Origin of the sequence: Pantoea sp. Ap-870 (assembly GCF_011752515.1) — a bacterium.
Classification (GTDB): Bacteria; Pseudomonadota; Gammaproteobacteria; order Enterobacterales; family Enterobacteriaceae; genus Pantoea; species Pantoea dispersa.
The window spans coordinates 166,384-189,346 of record NZ_VWXG01000001.1; the positions used below are offsets into that span (position 1 = coordinate 166,384).

19 protein-coding genes are annotated in these 22,963 nt (G+C 57.1%); 13 read left to right on the forward strand and 6 right to left on the reverse strand.

Going from position 1 to position 22,963, the window contains the following annotated elements:
- Window position 1 precedes the first annotated feature (1 nt).
- The 3 genes from cyoA to F3J41_RS00805 all read right to left on the reverse strand — a co-directional run bounded on the left by cyoA (window position 2) and on the right by F3J41_RS00805 (window position 3,485).
- Window positions 2-925, reverse strand: a complete 924-nt coding sequence (gene cyoA, locus F3J41_RS00795) for a cytochrome o ubiquinol oxidase subunit II (protein ID WP_031279652.1) — start codon at window positions 923-925, stop codon at window positions 2-4.
- A 438-nt stretch (window positions 926-1,363) separates the two neighbouring features.
- The gene (gene ampG / locus F3J41_RS00800) at window positions 1,364-2,851 is read right to left on the reverse strand and encodes a muropeptide MFS transporter AmpG (RefSeq protein ID WP_059010558.1); all 1,488 of its coding nucleotides are present in this window, start codon (window positions 2,849-2,851) and stop codon (window positions 1,364-1,366) included.
- A 55-nt stretch (window positions 2,852-2,906) separates the two neighbouring features.
- Window positions 2,907-3,485, reverse strand: a complete 579-nt coding sequence (locus F3J41_RS00805) for a lipoprotein (protein WP_021507183.1) — start codon at window positions 3,483-3,485, stop codon at window positions 2,907-2,909.
- 268 nt (window positions 3,486-3,753) lie between these two features.
- Here F3J41_RS00805 and bolA point away from each other — a divergent pair, with 268 nt between their 5' ends.
- The 9 genes from bolA to F3J41_RS00850 all read left to right on the forward strand — a co-directional run bounded on the left by bolA (window position 3,754) and on the right by F3J41_RS00850 (window position 14,142).
- Window positions 3,754-4,068: a transcriptional regulator BolA gene (bolA, locus tag F3J41_RS00810; protein WP_058757958.1), complete on the forward strand. Its 315-nt coding sequence runs from the start codon at window positions 3,754-3,756 to the stop codon at window positions 4,066-4,068.
- Between the two features lie 303 nt (window positions 4,069-4,371).
- Window positions 4,372-5,676 (forward strand): trigger factor, encoded by a 1,305-nt coding sequence (gene tig, locus F3J41_RS00815; RefSeq protein WP_021507185.1) that lies wholly within the window; start codon window positions 4,372-4,374, stop codon window positions 5,674-5,676.
- A gap of 336 nt (window positions 5,677-6,012) precedes the next feature.
- A complete protein-coding gene (gene clpP / locus F3J41_RS00820; RefSeq protein WP_010616837.1) occupies window positions 6,013-6,636 on the forward strand; it encodes an ATP-dependent Clp endopeptidase proteolytic subunit ClpP in 624 nt (207 codons plus the stop codon).
- Window positions 6,637-6,763: 127 nt separating this feature from the next.
- Entirely contained in the window at window positions 6,764-8,035 is a 1,272-nt protein-coding gene (gene clpX, locus F3J41_RS00825; RefSeq protein ID WP_021507186.1) for an ATP-dependent protease ATP-binding subunit ClpX, read from the forward strand.
- Window positions 8,036-8,224: 189 nt separating this feature from the next.
- Window positions 8,225-10,579, forward strand: a complete 2,355-nt coding sequence (lon, locus tag F3J41_RS00830; RefSeq protein ID WP_059010556.1) for an endopeptidase La — start codon at window positions 8,225-8,227, stop codon at window positions 10,577-10,579.
- 212 nt (window positions 10,580-10,791) lie between these two features.
- Window positions 10,792-11,064: a nucleoid-associated protein HU-beta gene (gene hupB, locus F3J41_RS00835; protein WP_014606441.1), complete on the forward strand. Its 273-nt coding sequence runs from the start codon at window positions 10,792-10,794 to the stop codon at window positions 11,062-11,064.
- 237 nt (window positions 11,065-11,301) lie between these two features.
- Window positions 11,302-13,170 carry a peptidylprolyl isomerase gene (gene ppiD / locus F3J41_RS00840; RefSeq protein WP_059010588.1) on the forward strand — a complete coding sequence of 623 codons (1,869 nt, stop codon included), beginning with the start codon at window positions 11,302-11,304 and terminating at the stop codon, window positions 13,168-13,170.
- 139 nt (window positions 13,171-13,309) lie between these two features.
- Entirely contained in the window at window positions 13,310-13,633 is a 324-nt protein-coding gene (locus F3J41_RS00845; RefSeq protein ID WP_021507189.1) for a helix-hairpin-helix domain-containing protein, read from the forward strand.
- A 101-nt stretch (window positions 13,634-13,734) separates the two neighbouring features.
- Entirely contained in the window at window positions 13,735-14,142 is a 408-nt protein-coding gene (locus F3J41_RS00850) for a thioesterase family protein (protein WP_059010554.1), read from the forward strand.
- 44 nt (window positions 14,143-14,186) lie between these two features.
- On the opposite strand, the gene queC is transcribed toward F3J41_RS00850, so the two are convergent.
- Both queC and F3J41_RS00860 read right to left on the reverse strand, forming a co-directional pair.
- Entirely contained in the window at window positions 14,187-14,882 is a 696-nt protein-coding gene (gene queC, locus F3J41_RS00855) for a 7-cyano-7-deazaguanine synthase QueC (protein WP_058775231.1), read from the reverse strand.
- Window positions 14,883-14,908: 26 nt separating this feature from the next.
- Window positions 14,909-16,624, reverse strand: coding sequence for an SgrR family transcriptional regulator (locus tag F3J41_RS00860; protein WP_166709689.1), 1,716 nt, complete (start codon window positions 16,622-16,624; stop codon window positions 14,909-14,911).
- Between the two features lie 93 nt (window positions 16,625-16,717).
- On the opposite strand from F3J41_RS00860, the gene cof reads away from it, so the two are divergent.
- Window positions 16,718-17,539: an HMP-PP phosphatase gene (gene cof, locus F3J41_RS00865; RefSeq protein WP_166709691.1), complete on the forward strand. Its 822-nt coding sequence runs from the start codon at window positions 16,718-16,720 to the stop codon at window positions 17,537-17,539.
- A gap of 34 nt (window positions 17,540-17,573) precedes the next feature.
- On the opposite strand, the gene F3J41_RS00870 is transcribed toward cof, so the two are convergent.
- On the reverse strand, window positions 17,574-18,608 hold the full coding sequence (locus F3J41_RS00870; protein ID WP_059012728.1) for a PLP-dependent cysteine synthase family protein: 1,035 nt from the start codon (window positions 18,606-18,608) through the stop codon (window positions 17,574-17,576).
- A 115-nt stretch (window positions 18,609-18,723) separates the two neighbouring features.
- Here F3J41_RS00870 and F3J41_RS00875 point away from each other — a divergent pair, with 115 nt between their 5' ends.
- Genes F3J41_RS00875 through F3J41_RS00885 form a run of 3 tightly spaced genes read left to right on the forward strand, consistent with a single transcriptional unit; the run spans window position 18,724 to window position 22,747 of the window.
- Window positions 18,724-19,185, forward strand: coding sequence for an Lrp/AsnC family transcriptional regulator (locus F3J41_RS00875; RefSeq protein WP_021507196.1), 462 nt, complete (start codon window positions 18,724-18,726; stop codon window positions 19,183-19,185).
- 24 nt (window positions 19,186-19,209) lie between these two features.
- Complete coding sequence (locus tag F3J41_RS00880) at window positions 19,210-20,979, forward strand: SmdA family multidrug ABC transporter permease/ATP-binding protein (protein ID WP_166709693.1); 1,770 nt, start codon at window positions 19,210-19,212, stop codon at window positions 20,977-20,979.
- Window positions 20,972-22,747 carry a SmdB family multidrug efflux ABC transporter permease/ATP-binding protein gene (locus tag F3J41_RS00885; RefSeq protein WP_152391287.1) on the forward strand — a complete coding sequence of 592 codons (1,776 nt, stop codon included), beginning with the start codon at window positions 20,972-20,974 and terminating at the stop codon, window positions 22,745-22,747. The genes F3J41_RS00880 and F3J41_RS00885 overlap by 8 nt, the downstream gene beginning before the upstream one ends.
- The last annotated feature ends 216 nt before the right edge of the window (window positions 22,748-22,963 follow it).

A 22,963-nucleotide genomic window follows, 5' to 3' on the forward strand; every position in this document is an offset into this window, starting at 1 on the left:
ATTATTCCTCGGCTCCCGCAGCTGCGGCGTGATTCATGTCCATGCCTTCGTGCGACATGTCCATTTTCCCGTGGCTCATCATGAACTTATCAATAACCTGCTTGAACAGTTCCGGATTCGCAGTTGAGAAATATTCCACCGGGTGATTTTCGCTTGGCGCAGCCAGTTTTTCGAAATCATCCATGGTGGTCAGCGTGTTAGGTGCCGCTTTAACTTTGGCAACCCACTGCTGGAATTCCGCATCGTCTTTGGTGGCAATGGCTTTGAACTTCATGCCAGAGAAACCGCGACCGCTGAAGTTAGCAGAGATACCGTCGAACGTACCTGGCTCGTTGGCGATCAGGTGCAGTTTGGTCTGCATACCCGCCATGGCGTAAATCTGGCTGCCGAGCGTAGGAATAAAGAAGGAGTTCATGACGGAGTTCGAGGTGATCTTGAAGTTCACCGGAGTATTTGCCGGGAAGGCAATCTGGTTGACGGTTGCAATACCCTGTTCCGGGTAGATGAACAGCCATTTCCAGTCCAGTGCCACTACGTCGATCTCAACCGGTTTCACGTCAGAGGCCAGCGGTTTGCTCGGCTCCAGCGCGTGGGTTGATTTCCAGGTCAGCACGCCGAGGAAGAGAATGATCAGGATCGGAATGGTCCAGACCACGGCTTCCACTTTGTTAGAGTGTGACCAGTTAGGGCTATACTTCGCGTTGGTATTGGTTGCCCGATATTTCCAGGCGAACACAACAGCCATTAAGACTGCCGGAATAACGACGATCATCATCAAGCCGAAAGCTGTCAGAATCAGTGAACGTTGCTCCAGTGCAATCTGTCCCTTGGGATTTAACAACGCACTATCGCAGCCGCTGAGTAATACAGCGCCTGCAATTAATGACAAAATCCCCAAACTTTTATTGTATTTCCTGAGTCTCATTTAACGACCTCAATGACAAAGGGCTCTATTGTCGTTTAAGTGTGCGCGCATTTTACGGGAAGGTTTATGCAGTGTAAACCAGCTTAAGGATGTGTCAGAAGGCTGTTGACACCTTTTGCTAAGGGTGTCACAGATGTTGCGCAGGGTGACAAATTATTAACTGCGACAAGCAGTTGGCGGCAATATAACAAAAACCAATGACATTAACCGCAGAGAAAACAGGGAAAGCATAAACCGGAGTTTTAATACTCATTTATTTAACAATTCTGCATCATTTTGGCGATGAAATTTCTACAAATTAATTGCTCACCGGATTTAAATATTACGCAGGATTGTTAATTTAATGTTTCTATTTCGCGTTAAAAAAAATGCTATCGCTTAAAATTCGCCGGGGGCTATTTTTAAGCGATTTATCCCCGTCTGGCAAATAGCGCAGCGTTAATGTGCACGATTTGACGCTGTTTTTCTTAATGCCAGCCAGTCCAGCATCACACCGAGCAGCACCGCCAGCAGCGCCAGCGCCATCCCTGCCTCAAACAGATGGGTTGGCAGCGTCGCGCTGTGCCAGATATCCGCCGCACGCAGTGCCAGCGTCAGCAGCCAGAGCGCCAGCAGCGTACAGCCCGTCGCGAACAGGCGTACCGTCCAGCGATAACCCTGTGGCCACAGGCTGCGCTTCATGAATTCACCGCTGTGCTGCATTGCCTGTAGCGTGCCGCGACACGCCCACAGCAGCAGCAGGCCTGGTACGGCGGCCACCACGGTAAAGGCATAAAATACCGGCCAGCCCCATAGTTCGACCAGCCAGCCAGCCGCCGGACCGACATACACGCGTCCAACCGCTGACAGCGCTGACAGCAGCGCGAACTGCGTGGCCGAGAACGATTTGTTGCACAGCGTCATCAGCAACGCCACAAAGGCGGCGGTGCCCATACCGCCGCACAGGTTTTCGATAAAGACCGCGCTGGCCATGCTCCACAGATGCGGTGGCGTTACCGCCAGCAGCCAGTAAGCGAAATTAGATACTGCCTGCAGCACGCCGAAGATCATCAGCGCGCGGAACAGGCTCAGGCGCTGCATCAGCACGCCACCGTACAGCGCACCGATAATGGTCGCCAGCAGGCCGAGCGTTTTGTTCACCAGACCGACATCACCGGCGCTGAAGCCCACGCCGCGAATCAGGAAGGTGGTGGTGAGCGAAGCGGCGAACGCATCGCCCAGCTTGTAGAGAATGATTAAGGTGATCAGCAGCCAGGCGTTGTTGCGCTGAAAGAAATCCTTCAGCGGAAACGCGACGGCCTGACGCAGCGAGTGCGGCTCGCGCACCGGTGCCTCAGGTTCACGCGCCAGCAGCGTGGCGATCAGTCCGGGCACCATCAGCAGCGCCATCAGCCAGTAGGTGGCCTGCCAGCCGAGATAGCGATCCGCCAGCCACAGCGCCAGGCCGCCGGAAATCAGCATCGCCAGCCGGTAACCGAGCACGGTAATCGCCGCGCCGCTGCCGCGCTCTTCCGGCGGCAGCACATCGGTTTTCCACGCATCAAACACAATATCTTGTGAGGCTGAGCAGAACGCCACCAGCACCGCCAGCGCCGCCAGCAGGGTAAGGTCGCGTGAGGGCTGCATAAAGCCCATCGCCACAATGCCGGCAATCAGCGCTAACTGCGTGACCAGCAGCCAGCCGCGCCGCCGGCCAAGAAAGGGCGGAGTATAGCGATCCATCATCGGCGACCACAGGAACTTAAACACGTAAGCCTGACCAACGAGGGAGAAGAAACCAATGGTTTTCAGGTCGACATTCTCTACCGTCATCCACGCCTGGAGCGTACCGGCGGTCAGCGCCAGCGGCAGACCGGAAGCGAAACCGAGCAGCAGCAGGACCGCAGCGTTACGTTGGGTAAAAATACGCAGATAGTGAGATGTCATAGCCAGCCTGAAATGAAGCCCGGTCAGCGGGGACCGGGCAGGTTACTGCGGAAAATTAACGCGCGTTTTGCTTGATGAAGTTATTGACGCTGGTGTCCTGCGCCATATCGGCAATCACGTCGCTCAGGGTCGAGTTAACCGCGTTGGTGATCTTATCGTTAGTGGCGCTGAAGGCACCCTCTACGCTGTAAGTCTGACGGTAGTTTTTCACCTGCTTGTTGCCGTTTTTCGCGGTAGCGATAATAGAGATATCCGCTTTGGTGGTGATGCTGTAACGCACGTTGCCCTGCGTAACATCGGCGTACAGGCCATTAACCACGATCTGCAGATCCACCGCGCCGTTCGGGCCAATCATGTAGCCGCGCGAGGTCATCTGCTTCTCCAGCACTTCCTGCAGCAGGAAACGCAGATCGCGTGACGGGGTCAGGGTGATCAGCTGACCGTCGCGGTTCACTTTGGCCAGCGCCTGATCGCTGCGCTGATCGGCACCGTTAACGCTGACGGTAACGCCCATCAGGCTCGGATCCTGCTGTGGCAGCTGGATTTTTGGCTGGATGTTCAGCGTGGTGTTATTGCTGGCGCAGCCGGCCAAAATAAAGGCAGCCAGCAGAGGGAATAACAGTTTTTTCAACATACTCATTCTCGTTAGCATATGGGTTGGTTTGCAAAACTGCGGCCATCATAGCATTGCGGCACGGCGAAAAAAGCCCCGCACCAGGGGAAATTGATTGTAAAGGATTTTTTCGGACCGCCGGACGCGCTAACCGATTGACCGCCAGCCTGAGCAGGCTAAGATGCGCAGCGCAGCAGGATTTTTTTCCTGCCCGGCTGCGGGAAAGGTAAAAAACCTACTAATATTTAAACAGATGGGGCACAGCGCTCGCCGTAGAGGAGTGTTAACAATGATTCGCGAACAAATAGAAGAAAAGCTGCGTAACGCTTTTGAGCCTGCACATCTCGAAGTGCATGACGAAAGCTATCGTCATAACGTGCCTGCCGGGTCTGAAAGTCACTTCAAAGTGGTGATCGTCAGCGACCTTTTCACCGGACAGCGCTTCCTGCAGCGTCACCGCGCCATTTATGGCGAGCTGGCGACCGAGCTGGCAGGCAGCGTTCATGCGCTGGCGCTGCATACCTACACGCGCAAAGAGTGGGATGGACTGCAGGATACCGTACTCGCCTCACCGAACTGTCGCGGTGCCGGTACGCTGGCCTGAGTTTTTCTCTTCAGCTTCCTCCAAAACGGCCTGCGGGCCGTTTTTTCTTACCTCAATGATGCACAAACGCGATCTGCGGCGCAAAAAAGCAGCAAAACCGTTAAAAAGTGGTGAGTTTGCAGCCTCGACTCATTCCGGGGATGCCGCTATAATGCGGCGTCTATTTTTCCGGAATGTCTTCGGGACGCTTCTGGTGACAGGGATTAGGTTCTGCCTGCAGAGGCCGTCCCGGTTGTTGGATACGGCGCATTAATTGTGTGGTGTCTGAAGTTGACCGAGCACGTGATTTTTTGAGGTAACAAGATGACAGTTTCAGTAGAAACCACTCAGGGTCTGGGCCGTCGCATTTCGATTACTGTTCCTAAGGACAGCATCGAAAGCGCAGTGAAGAAAGAACTGGTGGAAGTGGCTAAGAAAGTCCGTATCGACGGTTTCCGTAAAGGCAAAGTGCCGGCTACCATCATTAATCAGCGCTACGGTGCCTCTGTTCGTCAGGACGTCCTGAGCGAGCTGATGACGCGTAACTTCGTTGACGCCATCATCAAAGAGAAGATCAACCCAGCTGGCGCACCGAACTACGTGCCGGGTGAGTATAAAGAAGGTGAAGATTTCACTTACGCGGTTGAATTCGAAGTGTATCCGGAAGTTGAGCTGAAAGGCCTGGATGCAATCGAAGTCGAAAAACCGGTGGTTGAAGTGACCGACGCTGACGTCGACACCATGCTGGAAACCCTGCAGAAGCAGCAGGCGACCTGGAAAGAGACCGATGCAGCGGCATCAGCAGAAGATCGCGCGACCATCGATTTCACCGGCTCTGTAGACGGCGAAGAGTTCGAAGGCGGCAAAGCGTCTGACTTCGTGCTGGCAATGGGGCAGGGTCGTATGATCCCAGGCTTCGAAGAAGGCATCACTGGCAAGAAAGCCGGCGACACCTTCACCATCGACGTGAAATTCCCGGATGACTACCACGCGGAAAACCTGAAAGGCAAAGACGCGAAGTTCGACATCGTGCTGAAGAAAGTGGAAACCCGCGAACTGCCGGAGCTGACCGCTGAATTCATCAAGCGTTTCGGCGTGGAAGATGGCTCCATCGAAGGTCTGCGCGCTGAAGTGCGTAAGAACATGGAGCGCGAACTGAAAGGCGCTATCCGTAACCGCGTGAAGACGCAGGCGATTGACGGTCTGGTTAACGCGAACGAAATCGACGTGCCAGTGGCACTGATCGACAGCGAAATCGACGTTCTGCGTCGTCAGGCTGCACAGCGTTTCGGCGGCAACGAGAAGCAGGCGCTGGAACTGCCACGTGAACTGTTCGAAGAGCAGGCAAAACGTCGCGTTGTGGTCGGTCTGCTGCTGGGCGAAGTGATTCGCATCAACGAGCTGAAAGCCGATGAAGATCGCGTTAAAGCGCTGATTGAAGAGATGGCTTCTGCGTACGAAGATCCGCAGGAAGTGATCGAGTTCTACAGCAAAAACAGCGAGCTGATGAACAACATGCGCAACGTTGCGCTGGAAGAGCAGGCGGTTGAAGCGGTACTGGCGAAAGCCAAAGTGACTGACAAAGCCACTAACTTCCAGGAGCTGATGAACCAGACCTCTGCGGCCTGATTCGTGAGTTAACCCTGAGTGCTAAAGCCCGCGACCGCTATGTCGCGGGCTTTTTCGTTTCTGGCGGAAACCAACCACATTTGTGCGCTATTTGACTAATTAATCGGCAAATTCTTCGCTAAGCTGTTTTTCCGTGTTAGCGAATGGGGAAAAGGTTGTTATGCTTGAAACAACTGGGCTGCATCCCCAGATACAGGGAGAATGCGTGAAAACAGTAAGACTGGCTGATTAACCGTCCTGTTATGTCGGAACGAGACCGCTGCGCATAGTTTTCGCCGCGCGCCTCGCGTAAAATCGGTACAGAATGTTGCCAATGAAATTTATCAGGAGACGGTAATGTCATACAGTGGCGATCGTGAATTTACTGCACCAACCAATGCGCTGGTGCCAATGGTGGTCGAACAAACCTCGCGCGGCGAGCGTTCTTACGACATCTACTCCCGCCTGCTTAAAGAGCGCGTGATCTTCCTGACCGGTCAGGTTGAGGATCACATGGCGAACCTGATTGTGGCGCAGATGCTGTTTCTGGAAGCTGAGAATCCTGAAAAAGACATTTACCTCTACATTAACTCGCCAGGTGGTGTAATTACCGCCGGTATGTCGATTTATGACACAATGAAGTTCATCAAGCCGGACGTGAGCACCATCTGTATGGGCCAGGCCTGTTCGATGGGCGCATTCCTGCTGACGGCGGGGACCAAAGGCAAGCGCTTCTGTCTGCCAAACTCACGCGTGATGATTCACCAGCCGCTGGGCGGCTATCAGGGCCAGGCGACGGACATTGAGATCCACGCGCGTGAAATCCTGAAAGTGAAGCAGCGTATGAATGAGCTTATGGCGGAACATACCGGCAAATCGCTGGAGCAGATTGAACGCGACACCGAGCGCGATCGTTTCCTCTCTGCCAGCGAAGCGGTAGAGTATGGCCTGGTCGACTCCATCCTGACGCATCGCCAATAAGACACATCTGTCTGCCCCTTACGCTATAGTTAACGGGTGCAGACAGGTGAGTTGCATGCATATCGGCCGTTGCTGTGCGGCCATTGCCGTACACCAATTAGGTCTGAGAACGAAAAGAGGTTAGCTGATGACAGATAAGCGCAAAGACGGTTCAGGTAAGTTGCTGTACTGCTCTTTCTGCGGCAAAAGCCAGCATGAAGTCCGTAAGCTGATTGCCGGGCCGTCAGTGTATATTTGCGACGAGTGTGTCGATCTGTGTAACGACATCATTCGCGAAGAGATTAAAGAAGTGGCCCCGCACCGCGAGCGCAGCGCGCTCCCGACGCCGCATGAGATCCGCCATCACCTTGACGATTATGTTATCGGTCAGGAGAAGGCGAAAAAAGTGCTGGCGGTGGCGGTGTACAACCACTACAAACGTCTGCGTAATGGCGACACCAGCAACGGGATTGAACTGGGCAAAAGTAACATTCTGCTGATCGGTCCAACCGGTAGCGGTAAGACCCTGCTGGCGGAAACGCTGGCGCGCCTGCTGGATGTGCCTTTCACCATGGCGGATGCCACCACGCTGACCGAAGCCGGTTACGTGGGCGAGGATGTGGAAAACATCATCCAGAAACTGCTGCAGAAGTGCGACTACGACGTACAGAAAGCGCAGCGCGGCATCGTGTACATCGATGAAATCGATAAGATTTCCCGTAAATCAGACAACCCGTCTATCACCCGTGATGTGTCAGGTGAAGGCGTGCAGCAGGCGCTGCTGAAACTGATTGAAGGCACAGTGGCTGCCGTGCCGCCGCAGGGTGGACGTAAACATCCGCAGCAGGAGTTTCTGCAGGTCGACACCTCGAAAATCCTGTTTATCTGTGGCGGTGCGTTTGCTGGCCTCGATAAAGTGATTTCACAGCGTGTTGAAACCGGCTCCGGTATTGGCTTTGGCGCGACCGTCAAAGGTAAATCGCAGAAAGCCAGCGAAGGCGAGTTGCTGTCACAGGTTGAGCCGGAAGATCTGATCAAATTTGGTCTGATTCCGGAGTTCATTGGTCGTCTGCCAGTGGTGGCGACGCTCAACGAGCTGAGCGAAGAAGCGCTGATCCAGATCCTGCGTGAACCGAAAAACGCGCTGACCAAGCAGTATCAGGCGCTGTTTAACCTGGAAGGCGTGGAGCTGGAGTTCCGTGACGAAGCGCTGACGGCGATTGCGAAGAAAGCGAACTCGCGTAAAACCGGGGCACGTGGTCTGCGTTCTATCGTAGAAGCGGCGCTGCTCGAAACCATGTACGACCTGCCATCAATGGAAGGCGTAGAGAAAGTGGTGATCGATGAGTCAGTGATCGAGGGGCAATCTGACCCGATGCTGATTTACGGTAAGCATGAAGCCCAGGCTTCTGGCGAATAAATAATCAATCACACCACGTTGTTATCTTAAAAAAGGGGAAAATGTTTCCCCTTTTATTTTTCTCACCTCTGTGACATTGAATGTCGTGCAAGCATCCCCATATACTCATAATCCTGTGGGTCTAACTGCATACAGCCTGTATCACGCGGTTCCCATCACCTGGCGGACATTAAACTAAGAGAGAGCTCTATGAATCCTGAGCGTTCTGAACGCATTGAAATCCCCGTGTTGCCGTTGCGCGACGTGGTGGTTTATCCGCACATGGTAATTCCGTTGTTTGTTGGTCGGGAAAAATCGATTCGTTGCCTCGAAGCGGCGATGGATCATGACAAGAAGATCATGCTGGTTGCCCAGAAAGAGGCTTCAACGGATGAACCTGGTATTAACGATCTCTTCGCGGTAGGGACCGTTGCTTCCGTACTGCAGATGCTGAAACTGCCAGACGGCACCGTTAAGGTGCTGGTGGAAGGTCTTCAGCGCGCACACATCACCACTTTAGCGGACAATGGCGACCACTTTGTTGCCCAGGCCGAATACCTGATCTCGCCGGAAATTGAAGAGCGCGAGCAGGAAGTGCTGGTGCGTACCGCCATCAATCAGTTTGAAGGCTACATCAAGCTGAACAAAAAAATCCCGCCGGAGGTGCTGACTTCACTCAACAGCATCGACGACGCGGCGCGTCTCGCCGACACCGTGGCGGCGCACATGCCGCTTAAGCTGGCTGACAAACAGTCAGTGCTGGAGATGTCCGACATCAATGAGCGTCTGGAATACCTCATGGCGATGATGGAATCGGAAATCGATCTGCTGCAGGTTGAGAAGCGTATTCGCAACCGCGTTAAAAAGCAGATGGAGAAAAGCCAGCGCGAGTACTATCTGAATGAGCAAATGAAAGCGATTCAGAAAGAGCTGGGCGAGATGGACGATGCGCCGGATGAATACGAAGCGCTGAAACGCAAAATCGACGCGGCGAAAATGCCGGCCGAGGCGCGCGAGAAGGCCGAAGCTGAACTGCAGAAGCTGAAGATGATGTCACCGATGTCAGCGGAAGCCACCGTGGTGCGCGGATACATCGACTGGATGGTGCAGGTTCCGTGGAACGCGCGCAGCAAGGTGAAAAAAGACCTGCGGAAAGCGCAGGAGACGCTGGATACCGACCATTACGGTCTGGAGCGCGTGAAAGACCGCATCCTTGAGTATCTTGCGGTGCAGAGTCGCGTCAGCAAAATCAAAGGGCCGATTCTGTGCCTGGTCGGACCGCCGGGCGTGGGTAAAACCTCGCTGGGACAGTCAATCGCCAAAGCCACTGGCCGTAAATATGTACGTATGGCGCTGGGCGGCGTGCGTGACGAAGCGGAAATCCGCGGCCACCGTCGTACCTATATCGGGTCGATGCCGGGCAAACTGATCCAGAAAATGGCCAAAGTCGGCGTGAAAAACCCGCTGTTCCTGCTGGATGAGATCGACAAAATGTCATCCGACATGCGCGGCGATCCGGCTTCAGCGCTGCTGGAGGTACTGGATCCGGAGCAGAACATTGCGTTCAACGATCACTATCTGGAAGTGGATTACGATCTGTCAGATGTGATGTTTGTGGCTACCTCTAACTCCATGAACATTCCGGCTCCGCTGCTGGATCGTATGGAAGTGATCCGTCTCTCCGGCTACACCGAAGATGAGAAGCTCAACATCGCTAAACAGCACCTGCTGCCGAAGCAGATCGAGCGTAATGCGCTGAAAGAGAAAGAGATCAGCGTTGACGACAGCGCCATTATCGGCATCATCCGCTATTACACCCGTGAAGCGGGCGTGCGTAGCCTGGAGCGCGAACTCTCCAAGCTGTGCCGTAAAGCGGTGAAAGCGCTGCTGATGGACAAAGCGAAAAAGAGCATCAAAATCACCGGCGAAAACCTCAAGGATTTCTTGGGTGTGCAGCGCTTTGATTACGGCCGTGCCGACAGCGAAAACCGTGTTGGTCAGGTCACCGGCCTGGCGTGGACCGAAGTGGGCGGCGATCTGCTCACCATCGAAACCGCCTGCGTGCCAGGCAAAGGCAAGCTGACCTACACCGGTTCACTCGGTGAGGTGATGCAGGAGTCAATCCAGGCGGCGCTGACCGTAGTCCGCGCCCGTGCGGAGAAACTCGGCATCAACGGTGACTTCTACGAGAAGCGTGACATCCACGTGCACGTACCGGAAGGAGCGACGCCGAAAGATGGTCCGAGCGCCGGTATCGCGATGTGTACCGCGCTGGTCTCCTGTCTGACCGGTAACCCGGTGCGTTCGGACGTGGCGATGACCGGCGAGATCACGCTGCGCGGTCAGGTACTGCCGATTGGTGGCCTGAAAGAGAAACTGCTGGCGGCGCATCGCGGCGGCATCAAAACCGTGCTGATCCCGGACGAAAACAAGCGCGATCTGGAAGAGATTCCACAGAACGTGATTGCCGATCTGTCGATCCATCCGGTGAAGCGTATTGAAGAAGTGCTGAGCCTGGCGCTTGAAAATGCCCCGTACGGGATGCAGGTAGCCACGGCAAAATAGTGATTAGCGACAAAAAGCGCTAAAAAGCGAAGCTGGCAGCCCAAATCGGGCTTGCCAGCTTTTTTTTGTGCCGCTAATTTAGGGGGCTGCTGTATCAACGATTAAGATGAATACCGTTGTTTCAGCTCCACAGGCTTGATATAACTGGCTGCGCGTTCGCACCGGGCGGGAAGCGCGGGTGCGAGTGAATAATAAAAGAGGGGATGAAGAGAGTGAATAAGTCACAGTTGATCGACAAAATTGCTGCAGACGCTGACATTTCTAAAGCGGCAGCGGGACGTGTGTTAGATGCATTCATGGGCTCCGTTTCTGACGCGCTGAAAGGCGGTGACGAAGTGGCACTGGTCGGTTTCGGTACCTTCTCTGTACGCGAGCGTGCTGCCCGCACCGGCCGTAACCCACAAACCGGTAAAGAAATCACCATCCCGGCTGGTAAAGTACCGGGCTTCCGTGCAGGTAAGGCACTGAAAGACGCCGTCAATTAATGACCGCTGACCTGTCCATCGAAGCATTTTCTTCCATGGATTGAGGACGAAAAAGGCGTTCTCATGTAACATACGGGCACATCATTTTTGATGTGCCTTTTTTTATCTTGATGCGCGACTTTAGCCGCTGGCTTCAGTCTCCGCATGGTTGCCAGCTGCCAGCCTGAACCGCAGCTGCACGATGATGACATCGTGTCAGAGCTTTACATCCACACTACAGCGGAGTGTTGTCATACCATGATGGACAATTTACGCGCGGCGTCGAACCATGTCGTGCTCAAGATCATTCTGGGATTGATCATCCTGTCATTCGTACTGACCGGGGTGGGCAACTACCTGATTGGCGGTAACAGCGATTACGCTGCCAAAGTGAACGGCCATGAAATTAGCCGCGGTGAGCTGGAACAGGCGTTTAACAACGAGCGCAACCGTCAGCAGCAGATGCTGGGCGACCAGTTCTCGCAGCTGGCCAGCAACGACGGCTACATGCAGCAGATGCGCCAGCAGGCGCTGTCACAGTTGATCGATCAGGCGCTGCTCGATCAGTACATCAAAGATCTGCACATTGGCATCAGCGACGATCAGGTGAAGCAGGCTATTTTCAATCAGCAGGCTTTCCAGACCAACGGTAAGTTCGACAACGCGAAATACAACGGCCTGATCGCCAGCATGGGCTTCAGTGCCGATCAGTACGCCGAAGCGCTGCGCAAGCAGCTGGCGACGCAGCAGTTGATCAACGCCATCGCCAATACCGACTTCATGCTGAAGGGTGAAACCAGCAAGCTGGTGGATCTGGTCTCGCAGCAGCGTGAGATTCGTCAGGCGGTGATTGACGTTAATGCGCTGGCCGCGAAACAAACCGCCAGCGACGACGAAATCAATCAGTACTACCAGCAGCATCAGAGCAGCTTTATGGCACCTGAGCAGTTCCGCGTCAGCTACATCAAAATGGATGCGGCCAGCCTGCAGGAGAACGCCAGCGAAGCGGATATTCAGAGCTGGTACGATCAGCACAAAGCCGACTATTCACAGCCGCAGCGCAACCGTTACAGCATCATTCAGACCAAAACCGAAGCCGATGCCAACGCAGTGCTGGATGCGCTGAAAAAGGGCGAGGATTTCGCCATGCTGGCGAAGAGCAAATCCATCGACCCAATCTCTGCGCGTAAAGGCGGCGACATGGGCTGGCTGGAGCCGAACACCACGCCGGATGAGCTGAAAAACGCCAACCTGACGCAGAAAGGCCAGCTGTCTGGCGTGATCAAGTCCTCAGTCGGTTTCCTGGTGGTGCGTCTGGACGATATCCAGCCGGAGCAGGTTAAACCGCTGGCGGAGGTGCACGATGCGGTGGCGGATAAAGTGAAGCAGGAAAAAGCCGTCGACGCCTTCTATAAGATGCAGCAGAAGGTGAGCGAAGCCGCCAGTAACGACAACGAGTCCCTGGCGGGCGCCGCACAGGCATCTGGCCTGAAAGTAGTGGAAACGGGCTGGATCACCCGCGATAACGTGCCGGCCGATCTCGATTTCGATGCGGTTAAACAGGCGATCTTCAACGGTGGCCTGACCGGTCAGAACGGCGCGCCGGGCAACAACTCTGACATCATCAGCGTCGATGGCGATCGGGCGTTTGTGTTGCGCATCAGCGAGCACAAACCGGAAGCGGTTAAACCGCTGGATCAGGTCAAGGCGCAGATTGCCGACAGCCTGAAGCATGACAAAGCGACGCAGCAGGCCAAAGCGCAGGCAGACAAACTGCTGACCGAGCTGAAAGCGGGCAAACAGGACGCGCTGCAGGCGGCTGGACTGACGCTGAGCGCCAGCAAAACCGTCGATCGCAACGCGCAGGATCCGGTGGCACAGGCCGCATTCAACCTGCCACAGCCAGCGGATAACCAGCCGTCGTGGGGTGTCAGCGAAGATATGCAGGGCAACGTGGTGCTGGTCGCGCTGGATAAGGTCAGCGCGGGCAACATGCCGCAGGCGCAGATCGACGAAATGGTGAAAGGCGTGACGCAAAACAACGCGCAGATTGCCTTTGAAGCGCTGCTGGAAAACCTGCGTAAAGAGGCGAAGATTAAGTACGGCACCGCCGCACAAAACCAGTAAGCCTCACAAAAAAAGGTAAACTGCTGCAATACCGAAAGGCCGCTTCTGCGGCCTTTTCCATTTCTGATCATCGCCTTTTGAGTGCGTTTCTCGCTTGTGCCACCCTGCAGTGGCTGTCAAACACAAGGAGAAACACAGCATGGTTAAATCAACATTTCGTGCCTTTTGCATCACGCTGGCGCTGGGCGGCGCGCTCTGGACCAGCGGACTGGCGGCGGCGGAAAGCCCCAGTGAAACGCAGGCGACGCAGGTGTCCACGCCGCAGCCGGAACAGGTCAGCATCAATCAGGCCACGGCCGAGCAGCTGGCCGCCGCCATGAACGGTATTGGACTGAAAAAAGCGCAGGCGATTGTCAGCTATCGTGAGCAGTACGGGCCCTTCAGCGCCATCGAGCAGCTGAAAGAAGTACCGGGTATTGGCAGTGCGCTGGTGGAGCGGAACAGCGCGCGGCTGAAATTGTGAAGCGGCTCGCGACTCTGAAGGATTGCTAAAGCGGCCCATCAGGCTGTGCTATGCTCAACAGGTCCAACCAGTTGTCATTCACAGCCTGAACAGGAGCAATCATGCAAACCACCATCAAAGTGCGCGGCTATCATCTTGACGTCTATCAGCATGTGAACAATGCGCGCTACCTGGAATTTCTGGAAGAGGCGCGCTGGCAGTGGCTGGAAGATGCCGATGCCTTTCACTGGCTGCTGGAGCAGCAGCTGGCATTTGTGGTGGTGAATATCAACATTAACTATCGTCGTCCGGCGGTGCTGGGCGACGTGCTGCACATTGAGAGCGAGGTCGCGCAGCTCAACGGCAAAAGCGGCATTATTTTACAGCGGGTGGTGCTGGCAGGAGACAACACGCTGGTGGCGGATGCGGCGCTGACTTTCGTCTGCATCGATTTGCGCACGCAAAAAACCGTGCCGCTGGAAGGGGAGTTACGTGAACGCCTGGCGGCATTGATGACCGCGCCTTCCTGAGCTGGCATGCCCAGAAAGCACGCCAGCCCGCAGCGCGGCCGCAATTAGCGCAGGCCGCTTTTCTGTTTCATCGCCGCCATCACGCTGGCCGCATTGGCCTGGTAATCGGCCAGACCGCGCGCGCGCAGGTGGCAGGCCGCGCACTCACCACAGCCGTCGCCTTTAACGCCGTTGTAGCAGGTCAGCGTCTCCGAACGGACCAGCGGCAGCTGCTGCCAGTAGTCCGCCAGCGCCCAGGTTTCCGCTTTATTCAGCCACATCAGCGGCGTTTCAAAACGCACTTCGCGCGCCATGCCGAGAGTGACGGCGTTGTTCAGCGCTTTGACAAACTCGTCGCGGCAATCCGGGTAGCCGGAAAAATCGGTTTCACATACGCCGGTGATCACCGCTTCGGCTTCCACCTGATAAGCATAAATTGAGGCCAGCGTCAGAAACAGGATGTTACGCCCCGGGACAAAGGTGCTGGGCAGGCCGCTGGCCTGTGGATTGTAGGCTGGCACCGGGATGTTATCGCGCGTCAGGCTGCTGACCGCCAGTTCATTGAGCAGCGTTACGTCCAGCACTTTGTGCGCCCGCGCGCCCAGCTGGTGCGCCAGCTCTGCGGCGACGCTGATCTCTTCGCGATGGCGCTGACCATAATCAAAGGTCACGCAGTGCACTTCATCATACTGCTGCAGCGCCTGAATCAGACAGGTGGTGGAGTCTTGTCCGCCACTGAATACGACAACGGCTCGTTTCATGTTTTCTTCCCCATAAATCAGTGCGCCTATGGTACTGGCTCCGGCGCGGGCTGAACAGCACCGCCTGCGGCAGGCGGCGGGATCCAGGCGCGGGTGAAATCGAACCAGCCCATGCTGTTAAGCTGAATACCTTCGACGCCTGGCGGAGCAAACACCTGGTAGCGATAGTTAAACAGCGGCAGCAGATGGCCGTCGCGCATTAGCTGCTGAAACAGCTGATGAATCGCGGCGCTGCGCAGTGCCGGACTGGCCTGACGGGCGATAGCGTGCAGCGGTGCCTGCAGTACCGCCGGACGCAGCGGTTGCCAGGCCGCATCATTTTCCAGCCAGTTCACCAGGGTAAACTGCGGCGCATCACCAATCAGACGGTCGCCCATGATGATGTCGGCGTCACTCAGATCGATGTCGTCGCGCCAGCTTTTGACGTCGTGAAATACGCAGGTGAGGGTACAGCCCTGTGCCGCCAGCAGCGGCACCAGCGCCTGGGCCATGACGTGCAGTTCGATGGGCAGGTGATAATGCAGCGTCAGCGTTGCGGGCAGTGTGCCCTCCGGGCGGTGCGGGGCGGGCAGCGGCCAGCCGGGCAGCAGCTCTGCGGTTGGTGTAATTAAGCCTTCATCCAGCGGCAGCTGCTGAATGACGCCGCTGTGCTGAATCAGCGCGAGCAGCGTTTTGGCCTGCGCCTGGCTGAAGCGAGCCGAGAAACGCGGCGCCAGGTAACAGAAACCGAGACTGATGCTGCGATCCACCGGCCGCAGCGTGTCCAGCTCGTTGGGATCGCCAATGGCGATCTGCACCGGATGGCGACAGCTGGTGCCCAGCCCGCGATCGAATAGCTGCGGCGTAATCCAGTATTCCACCACCTGAATCAGCGGACGCTGATGGTGCCAGCGCGCATGGCTCTCCAGCCGCACCAGCTCGCGGGTAAAGTGCGTCAGGCGCCACGGTCCGCTGCCGGTATCGGCATGCTCCGGATGCGGCAGCAGGCAAAACTGATGCGCCAGCCGCTGCGGCAGCCAGTAATCGCTGGTGCGTAGCCGGATACGCAGCGCCAGCGGATGTGGCGCATCGATGTGTTCCACCGCCGCCAGCAGGCGGCCGCCCTGCGGCGTCTGCATGATACGTTGCAGCTGCTGGACCAGCTGTGCCGCCTGCACCGGTTCGTCGTTGTGCCAGCTGAGCAGCGGCCGCAGCCAGAAATACCATTCGCGGCCCTGCGCATCGTGCTGCCAGTGATGTGCCAGATCGCCCTCGACATCATCCGCGTTAAAGCGCGTCAGGCCGGAAAAAATCTGGCGTACCAGATGCTGCTCGGCGCGTCCGGTGAGCTGCAGCGGATCCAGCGCCTCCATCGCGCGATAATAGGGAATGCGCAGCACCGGCGCCTGATTCTGCCACTGGCCGCCCATCAGTGGGCGCAGCATTGTCACCAGCCGTTCAGGCGCGACATCCAGTACCTGCAGTGCCTGTACCGCTTCACCGGCTGCCAGCTGCTGGCTGAGCAATTGCTGACGCAGCTGTTCGGGAGAGAGCAGAAAGCGCAGTTCGCCCTGTTTACCGCGTCCCGCCGCACCGTGCCACTGCAGCCAGCCCGCCTGCTGCCACTGCCGCAGCAGGGTACGCACGTGGCGCTCGCTGCAATAGCAGTGCTGCGCCATGGCCGCAACGCTGATGCGCTGCGCTTCGCCCTGGCTAAGCTGCCACAGGCGCTGAAACTGATTAACCCGATGAAGCTGTCGCATGATTAAACCCGGAACAGTTTTTTGAAAGTATTCACTATTAGTTCCGTAATTACCAGGCGATAGTAAACCCCTCATTCAGACCGGAGAGTTGCTATGGCCCGCCTCGCGGCATTTGATATGGACGGTACACTGCTGCTGCCTACCCACCGTTTAGGTGCGGAGACGCTGCAGAGCCTCAACGCCCTACACCAGCGTGGCGTTACACTGGCGTTTGCCACGGGGCGTCACCTGCTGGATATGCAGGCAGTACGCCAGCAGATCACCTTGCCCGCCTGGCTGATCACCGGTAACGGCACGCGCATTCACGATGTCGAGGGCAGGCAGCTGTACGGCTGTGATTTAGCGCCGTCGGTGGCGGAAGAGGTATTGCACAGTCACTGGCAAACTCCCGGATCGATCCACATCTTTAATGACGAAGGCTGGTTTACCGATAAACCGCTCCCGGGATTGCTGGAAGCGCACGCGATGAGCGGGTTTCACTATCAGCTGCGTGATTTACGCCGCATGCCGGCACATGAAGTCACCAAGATCTGCTTTATCGCGCCGTACGAGATGCTGCTGGCGCTTAAGATTGAACTGCAACAGGCGCTCGGCGATCGCGCCAGCCTGTGCTTCTCCGCCAGGGAGTGTCTGGAAGTTTTACCGTTGGATTGCCACAAAGGCGCCGCGCTGGCGCGGCTGTGCCAGCATCTGTCTCTGTCGCTGGCGGATTGCATGGCATTTGGCGATGCGATGAACGACCGTGAAATGCTGGAGCGCGTCGGGCGTGGTTTCATCATGGGCAACGCCATGCATCAGCTGAAAACCTCGCTGCCCCATTTACCGATCATTGGCCATTGCGAGACACAGGCGGTGTCTCACTACTTAAATCACTGGATGACCACACCACACCTCGATTATTCCCCCGAATGCTGAGGCTTACAGTGAACCGGACAGGATGTCCGGTTTTTTATTGCAGCTCGCGCTGCCACGCCTGAATATCGCCGATCTGCTCAGCGATCCACTGCGGATTGTAATAGGTATCCGGATAGCGCTCGCCGCTGTCACACAGCAGCGTGACCAGCGCGGCGGACTGCCCCTGCGCGCGCAGCCGTTTTGCCACCTGCAGCATGCCCCAGAAATTGGTGCCGGTAGAGGCACCCGGACGCCGGCCGAGAATCTGCTCCAGCCTTAACATCGCCGCCACGGTGGCGCCATCGGGCACTTTCATCATTTCGTCAATCACATCCGGTAAAAACGACGGCTCAACGCGCGGGCGACCAATCCCCTCAATCAGGCTGCCGCGCTCGCTGCGCAGCGTGCGATCGCGGCTGTGCCAGTAATCGAAAAACACCGAGTGCTGCGGATCGACCACCAGCAGGCGCGTGTCGTGGCCCTGATAGCGGATGTAGCGCCCCAGCGTAGCCGAGGTGCCGCCGGTGCCGGCGCTCATGATCAGGGTGTGTGGCACCGGGAAGGGTTCATGCGCCATCTGGCGGAAAATGCTTTCGGCAATATTGTTGTTGCCGCGCCAGTCGGTGGCGCGTTCGGCGTAGGTAAACTGATCCATAAAATGGCCGTTGAGTTCACGCGCCAGACGCTCGGATTCGCTGTACAGCTGGCACGGATCGGCGACGAAGTGGCACTCCCCGCCGTAAAAGCGGATCAGCTCGATTTTGCGCCGTGCGGTACTGGCTGGCATTACGGCGATAAACGGCAGGCCGAGCAGACGGGCAAAATAGGCTTCCGACACCGCGGTGCTGCCGGAGGAGGCTTCGATGATCGGCGTGTTTTCTCCAATCCAGCCATTGGCCAGACCATAGAGAAACAGCGAACGCGCCAGGCGATGTTTCAGGCTGCCGCTTGGATGGGTGCTTTCATCCTTAAGATAAAAGCGAATGCCGGGGAAATCGTCCAGCGTAAAACGGATCAGGTGCGTATCAGCGGAGCGCTGAAAGTCGGCGTTAATTTCATTGATAGCGTGGCGAACCCAGGGCGTTTGCATGGTGCGATTCCGGCAGCGAGATTGCGCTCAGTGTAAGGCACTGGCAGGAAAAAGAGGTTGCTAAAATTTGGTTATAATCGGCAAATAAGAGAAAATTTTTCTCCTGAGGTGGCGAATGCTAGATAAAACTGACCGCACACTGCTGGCGCTGCTGCAAAAAGACTGCACGCTGTCGCTGCAGGCGCTGGCCGATGCGGTGAATCTCACCACCACGCCGTGCTGGAAACGCCTGAAAAAGCTGGAAGATGATGGCATTATTCGGGCGCGCGTCGCGTTGCTGGATGGTGAAAAGCTCGGCCTGTCGCTCACCGCCTTTATGCTGATCAAAACCCAGCAGCACAGCAGCGACTGGTTTCAGCAGTTTGTCGCGGTGGTACAGCAGATGCCGGAAGTGATGGCCTTCTACCGCATGGCGGGTGAGTACGACTACCTGCTGCGCATTCAGGTGGCCGATATGAAGAGCTACGACGCGTTTTACAAGCGTCTGGTTAACGGCGTCCCGGGGCTGATTGACGTCACCTCCAGCTTCGCTATGGAAGAGATTAAATACACCACCGCCTTGCCGGTAGCGCCCTGAACGGGCATCACAAGAGATTTTTTTGTGCGATTATTCAGCCAGTTAAGTTGGTATTTTTTGCGCGAGTGGCGGCGCTATCTGGGCGCCATCAGCTTGCTGATTATCATTGCGCTGCTGCAGCTGCTGCCTCCGCATCTGGTCGGCGTGATTGTCGACGGCGTGACCCAGCACAGCCTGACGCGCGGCGAAATTTTTCTGTGGATCGGCGTGATGCTGGTGACCGCAGTGATTGTCTATTTGCTGCGCTACGTCTGGCGCGTGCTGTTGTTCGGCGCCTCTTACCAGCTGGCGGTGGAGCTGCGCGAAGATTTTTACCGCCAGCTTAGCCGCCAGCATCCGGCGTTTTACCTGCGCCACCGTACCGGCGATCTGATCGCGCGCGCGACCAACGATGTCGATCGCGTGGTGTTTGCTGCGGGTGAAGGGGTGCTGACGCTGGTGGATTCGCTGGTGATGGGGCTGGTCGTGCTGGCGGTAATGAGCGTGCAGATCAGCTGGGAGCTGACGCTGCTGGCGCTGATTCCCATGCCGATTATGGCGCTGGTGATTCAGAAAGACGGCGCGCGCCTGCATCAGCGCTTCAAAGTGGCGCAGGCGGCGTTCTCCAGCCTGAACGATCAAACGCAGGAGAGCCTGACCAGCATCCGCATGATCAAAGCCTTTGGCCTGGAAGATCATCAGTCGAGCCAGTTTGCCGATATCGCCAGCGACACCGGCCGCAAAAATCTGCACGTGGCGCGCGTCGATGCGCGCTTCGATCCCATCATTTATATTGCCGTGGGCTTTTCGAATCTGCTGGCGATTGGCGGTGGCGGCTGGATGGTGTGGCACGGTTCACTAACGCTCGGGCAGCTCACCAGCTTCGTCATGTACTTAGGGCTGATGATTTGGCCGATGCTGGCGCTGGCGTGGATGATTAACATCGTCGAGCGCGGCAGCGCCGCGTGGAGCCGTATTGGCGCGCTGCTGGCGGAAGCGCCTGCGGTTGAGGATGGTCAGCAGCCACTGCCGGCGGAAGCGGGCTTGCTGCAGGTGGCGATCCGCGCCTTCCACTATCCGGCGAGCAGCGCGCCGGTGCTGAGCGACGTGCATTTCCAGCTACAACCCGGGCAGATGCTTGGGCTCTGCGGGCCTACCGGCTGCGGCAAAAGCACGCTGCTGAGCCTGATTCAGCGCCATTTTGATATCGATCAGGGCGAGATTTGCTATCACGCCATTCCGCTGCCGCAGCTGCGGCTGGACAGCTGGCGCAGCCGGCTGGCGGTGGTCAGCCAGACGCCGTTCCTGTTTTCCGATACCGTTGCGAATAACCTGGCGCTGGGTCGCCCGGAGGCAACGCAGGAAGAGATCGAGCGCGTGGCGCAGATGGCCTGCGTGCACGATGACATTCTGCGTTTGCCGCAGGGGTACGCGACCGAAGTGGGCGAGCGCGGCGTCATGCTCTCTGGCGGGCAGAAACAGCGCATCGCCATTGCGCGTGCGCTGTTGCTCAACGCGGAGATTCTGATCCTCGACGATGCGCTGTCGGCGGTTGATGGCCGTACCGAACATGAAATCCTGCATAACCTGCGCCTGTGGGGCAAAGGGCGCACGCTGATCATCAGCGCGCATCGGCTGTCGGCGCTGACCGAAGCCAGCGAGATTCTGGTATTGCAGCAGGGCGCAGTGGCACAGCGCGGCGATCACGATACGCTGGCGGCGCAGCCGGGCTGGTATCGCGATATGTATCGCTATCAGCAGCTGGAAGCCGCGCTGGATGAGGACGAGTCAGAACAGGGAGCCGACCATGGCTAAATCGCAACGCTTATGGCCAACGCTGAAACGCCTGCTGGCTTACGGTAAACCGTGGCGCAAATCGCTGTGGCTGGCCGTCGGCATGCTGTGGATCGCTGCCGCTGCCGAAGTCACCGGCCCGGTGCTGGTGAGCTATTTTATCGATAACCTGGTGGCTAAACACCAGATGCCGTGGGGCATCGTGGCCGGGCTGCTGGTGGGCTTTGTGCTGCTACAGCTGCTGGCAGCGGGTCTGCACTATTTCCAGGCGCTGCTGTTTAACCGCGCGGCGATTGGCGTTGTGCAGCAGCTGCGTGTCGACGTGATGAATGCGGCGCTGCGCCAGCCGCTCAGTGCCTTCGATACCCAGCCGGTGGGGCAGATTATTTCGCGCGTCACCAACGACACCGAAGTGATCAAAGATCTTTACGTCACGGTGGTGGCCACTGTGCTGCGCAGCGCTGCGCTGATTGGCGCGATGCTGGTGGCGATGTTTGCACTCGACTGGCGTATGGCGCTGGTGGCGCTGGTGATTTTCCCGCTGGTGTTAACGGTGATGCTGATCTATCAGCGCTACAGCACGCCGATTGCGCGCCGCGTACGTAGCTATCTGGCCGAGATCAATAATGGCTTCAACGAAGTGATTAACGGCATGAGTGTGATCCAGCAGTTTCGCCAGCAGGCGCGCTTTGGCGAGCGCATGGGCGAAGCCAGCCGTTCACACTATCTGGCGCGGATGGAGACGCTGCGGCTGGACGGCTTCCTGCTGCGTCCGCTGCTCAGCCTGTTTTCTGCACTGATTTTGTGCGGTCTGCTAATGCTGTTCAGCTTTGCCACGCCGGGCGTGTTCGAGGTTGGCGTGCTTTACGCCTTTATCACTTACCTTGGCCGCCTTAACGAGCCACTGATCGAGCTCACCACGCAGCAGTCAATGCTGCAGCAGGCGGTGGTGTCGGGCGAACGTATTTTTGAACTGATGGATGCGGCGCAGCAGGGCTACGGCAGTGACGCTCAGCCGCTGGCTTCCGGGTGTATCACCCTGCGCGATGTCAGCTTTGCCTACCGCGACAACCGCGACGTGCTCAGCCATATCGATCTCGAGGTGCCGGCGCGCGGCTTCGTGGCACTGGTCGGCCATACCGGCAGTGGCAAAAGCACTTTAGCCAATCTGCTGATGGGCTACTATCCGGTGACGCGCGGCAGCATAGAACTGGATGGCCGCCCGCTGCGCGAGCTGACGCACGATGCGCTGCGCGGCAGCGTGGCGATGGTGCAGCAGGATCCGGTGGTACTGGCCGATACGCTATTGGCCAACGTGCGCCTGGGACGCGATATCAGCGAAGAGGACGTGTGGCGCGCGCTGGAGAAGGTGCAGCTGGCACCGCTGGCCCGCACGATGCGCGACGGTATTCATACCCGGCTCGGTGAGCAGGGAAACACGCTGTCGGTCGGGCAGAAACAGCTGCTGGCGCTGGCGCGCGTGCTGGTGTCGCTGCCGCAGATTCTGATCCTCGATGAGGCTACTGCCAATATCGACTCAGGCACCGAGCAGGCGATTCAGCAGGCGCTACGCACGCTGCGCCAGCACAGCACGCTGGTGGTGATTGCTCACCGTCTTTCCACCATCACCGAAGCGGATCAGATTCTGGTGCTGCACCGTGGTCAGGTGGTCGAACGCGGCACACATACCGAACTGCTGGCGCAGCAGGGCCGTTACTGGCAGATGTACCAGCTGCAGCAGGCCGGCGATGAACTCGCGGCGGGCATACCCGCAACGGCAGAGGGGTGATTTGCACCTTTTTTGCGCAGATTTATCGGAATGTTCTGTATTGATGCACTCCTTTGAGGCCGTAAGCACCAAAGGAGTGCAGTAAAGTCCCACCTTTCTGTTTTTCCGAATGAAAACCTTGCCTGTTACGCCATACCGGAGCGCGAAACTCTGCGCCCGGCAGCCTTAGCGCCCACTTTTGCCATTTGTGGCACAGCCTTTGCTTAACTCTCTGCG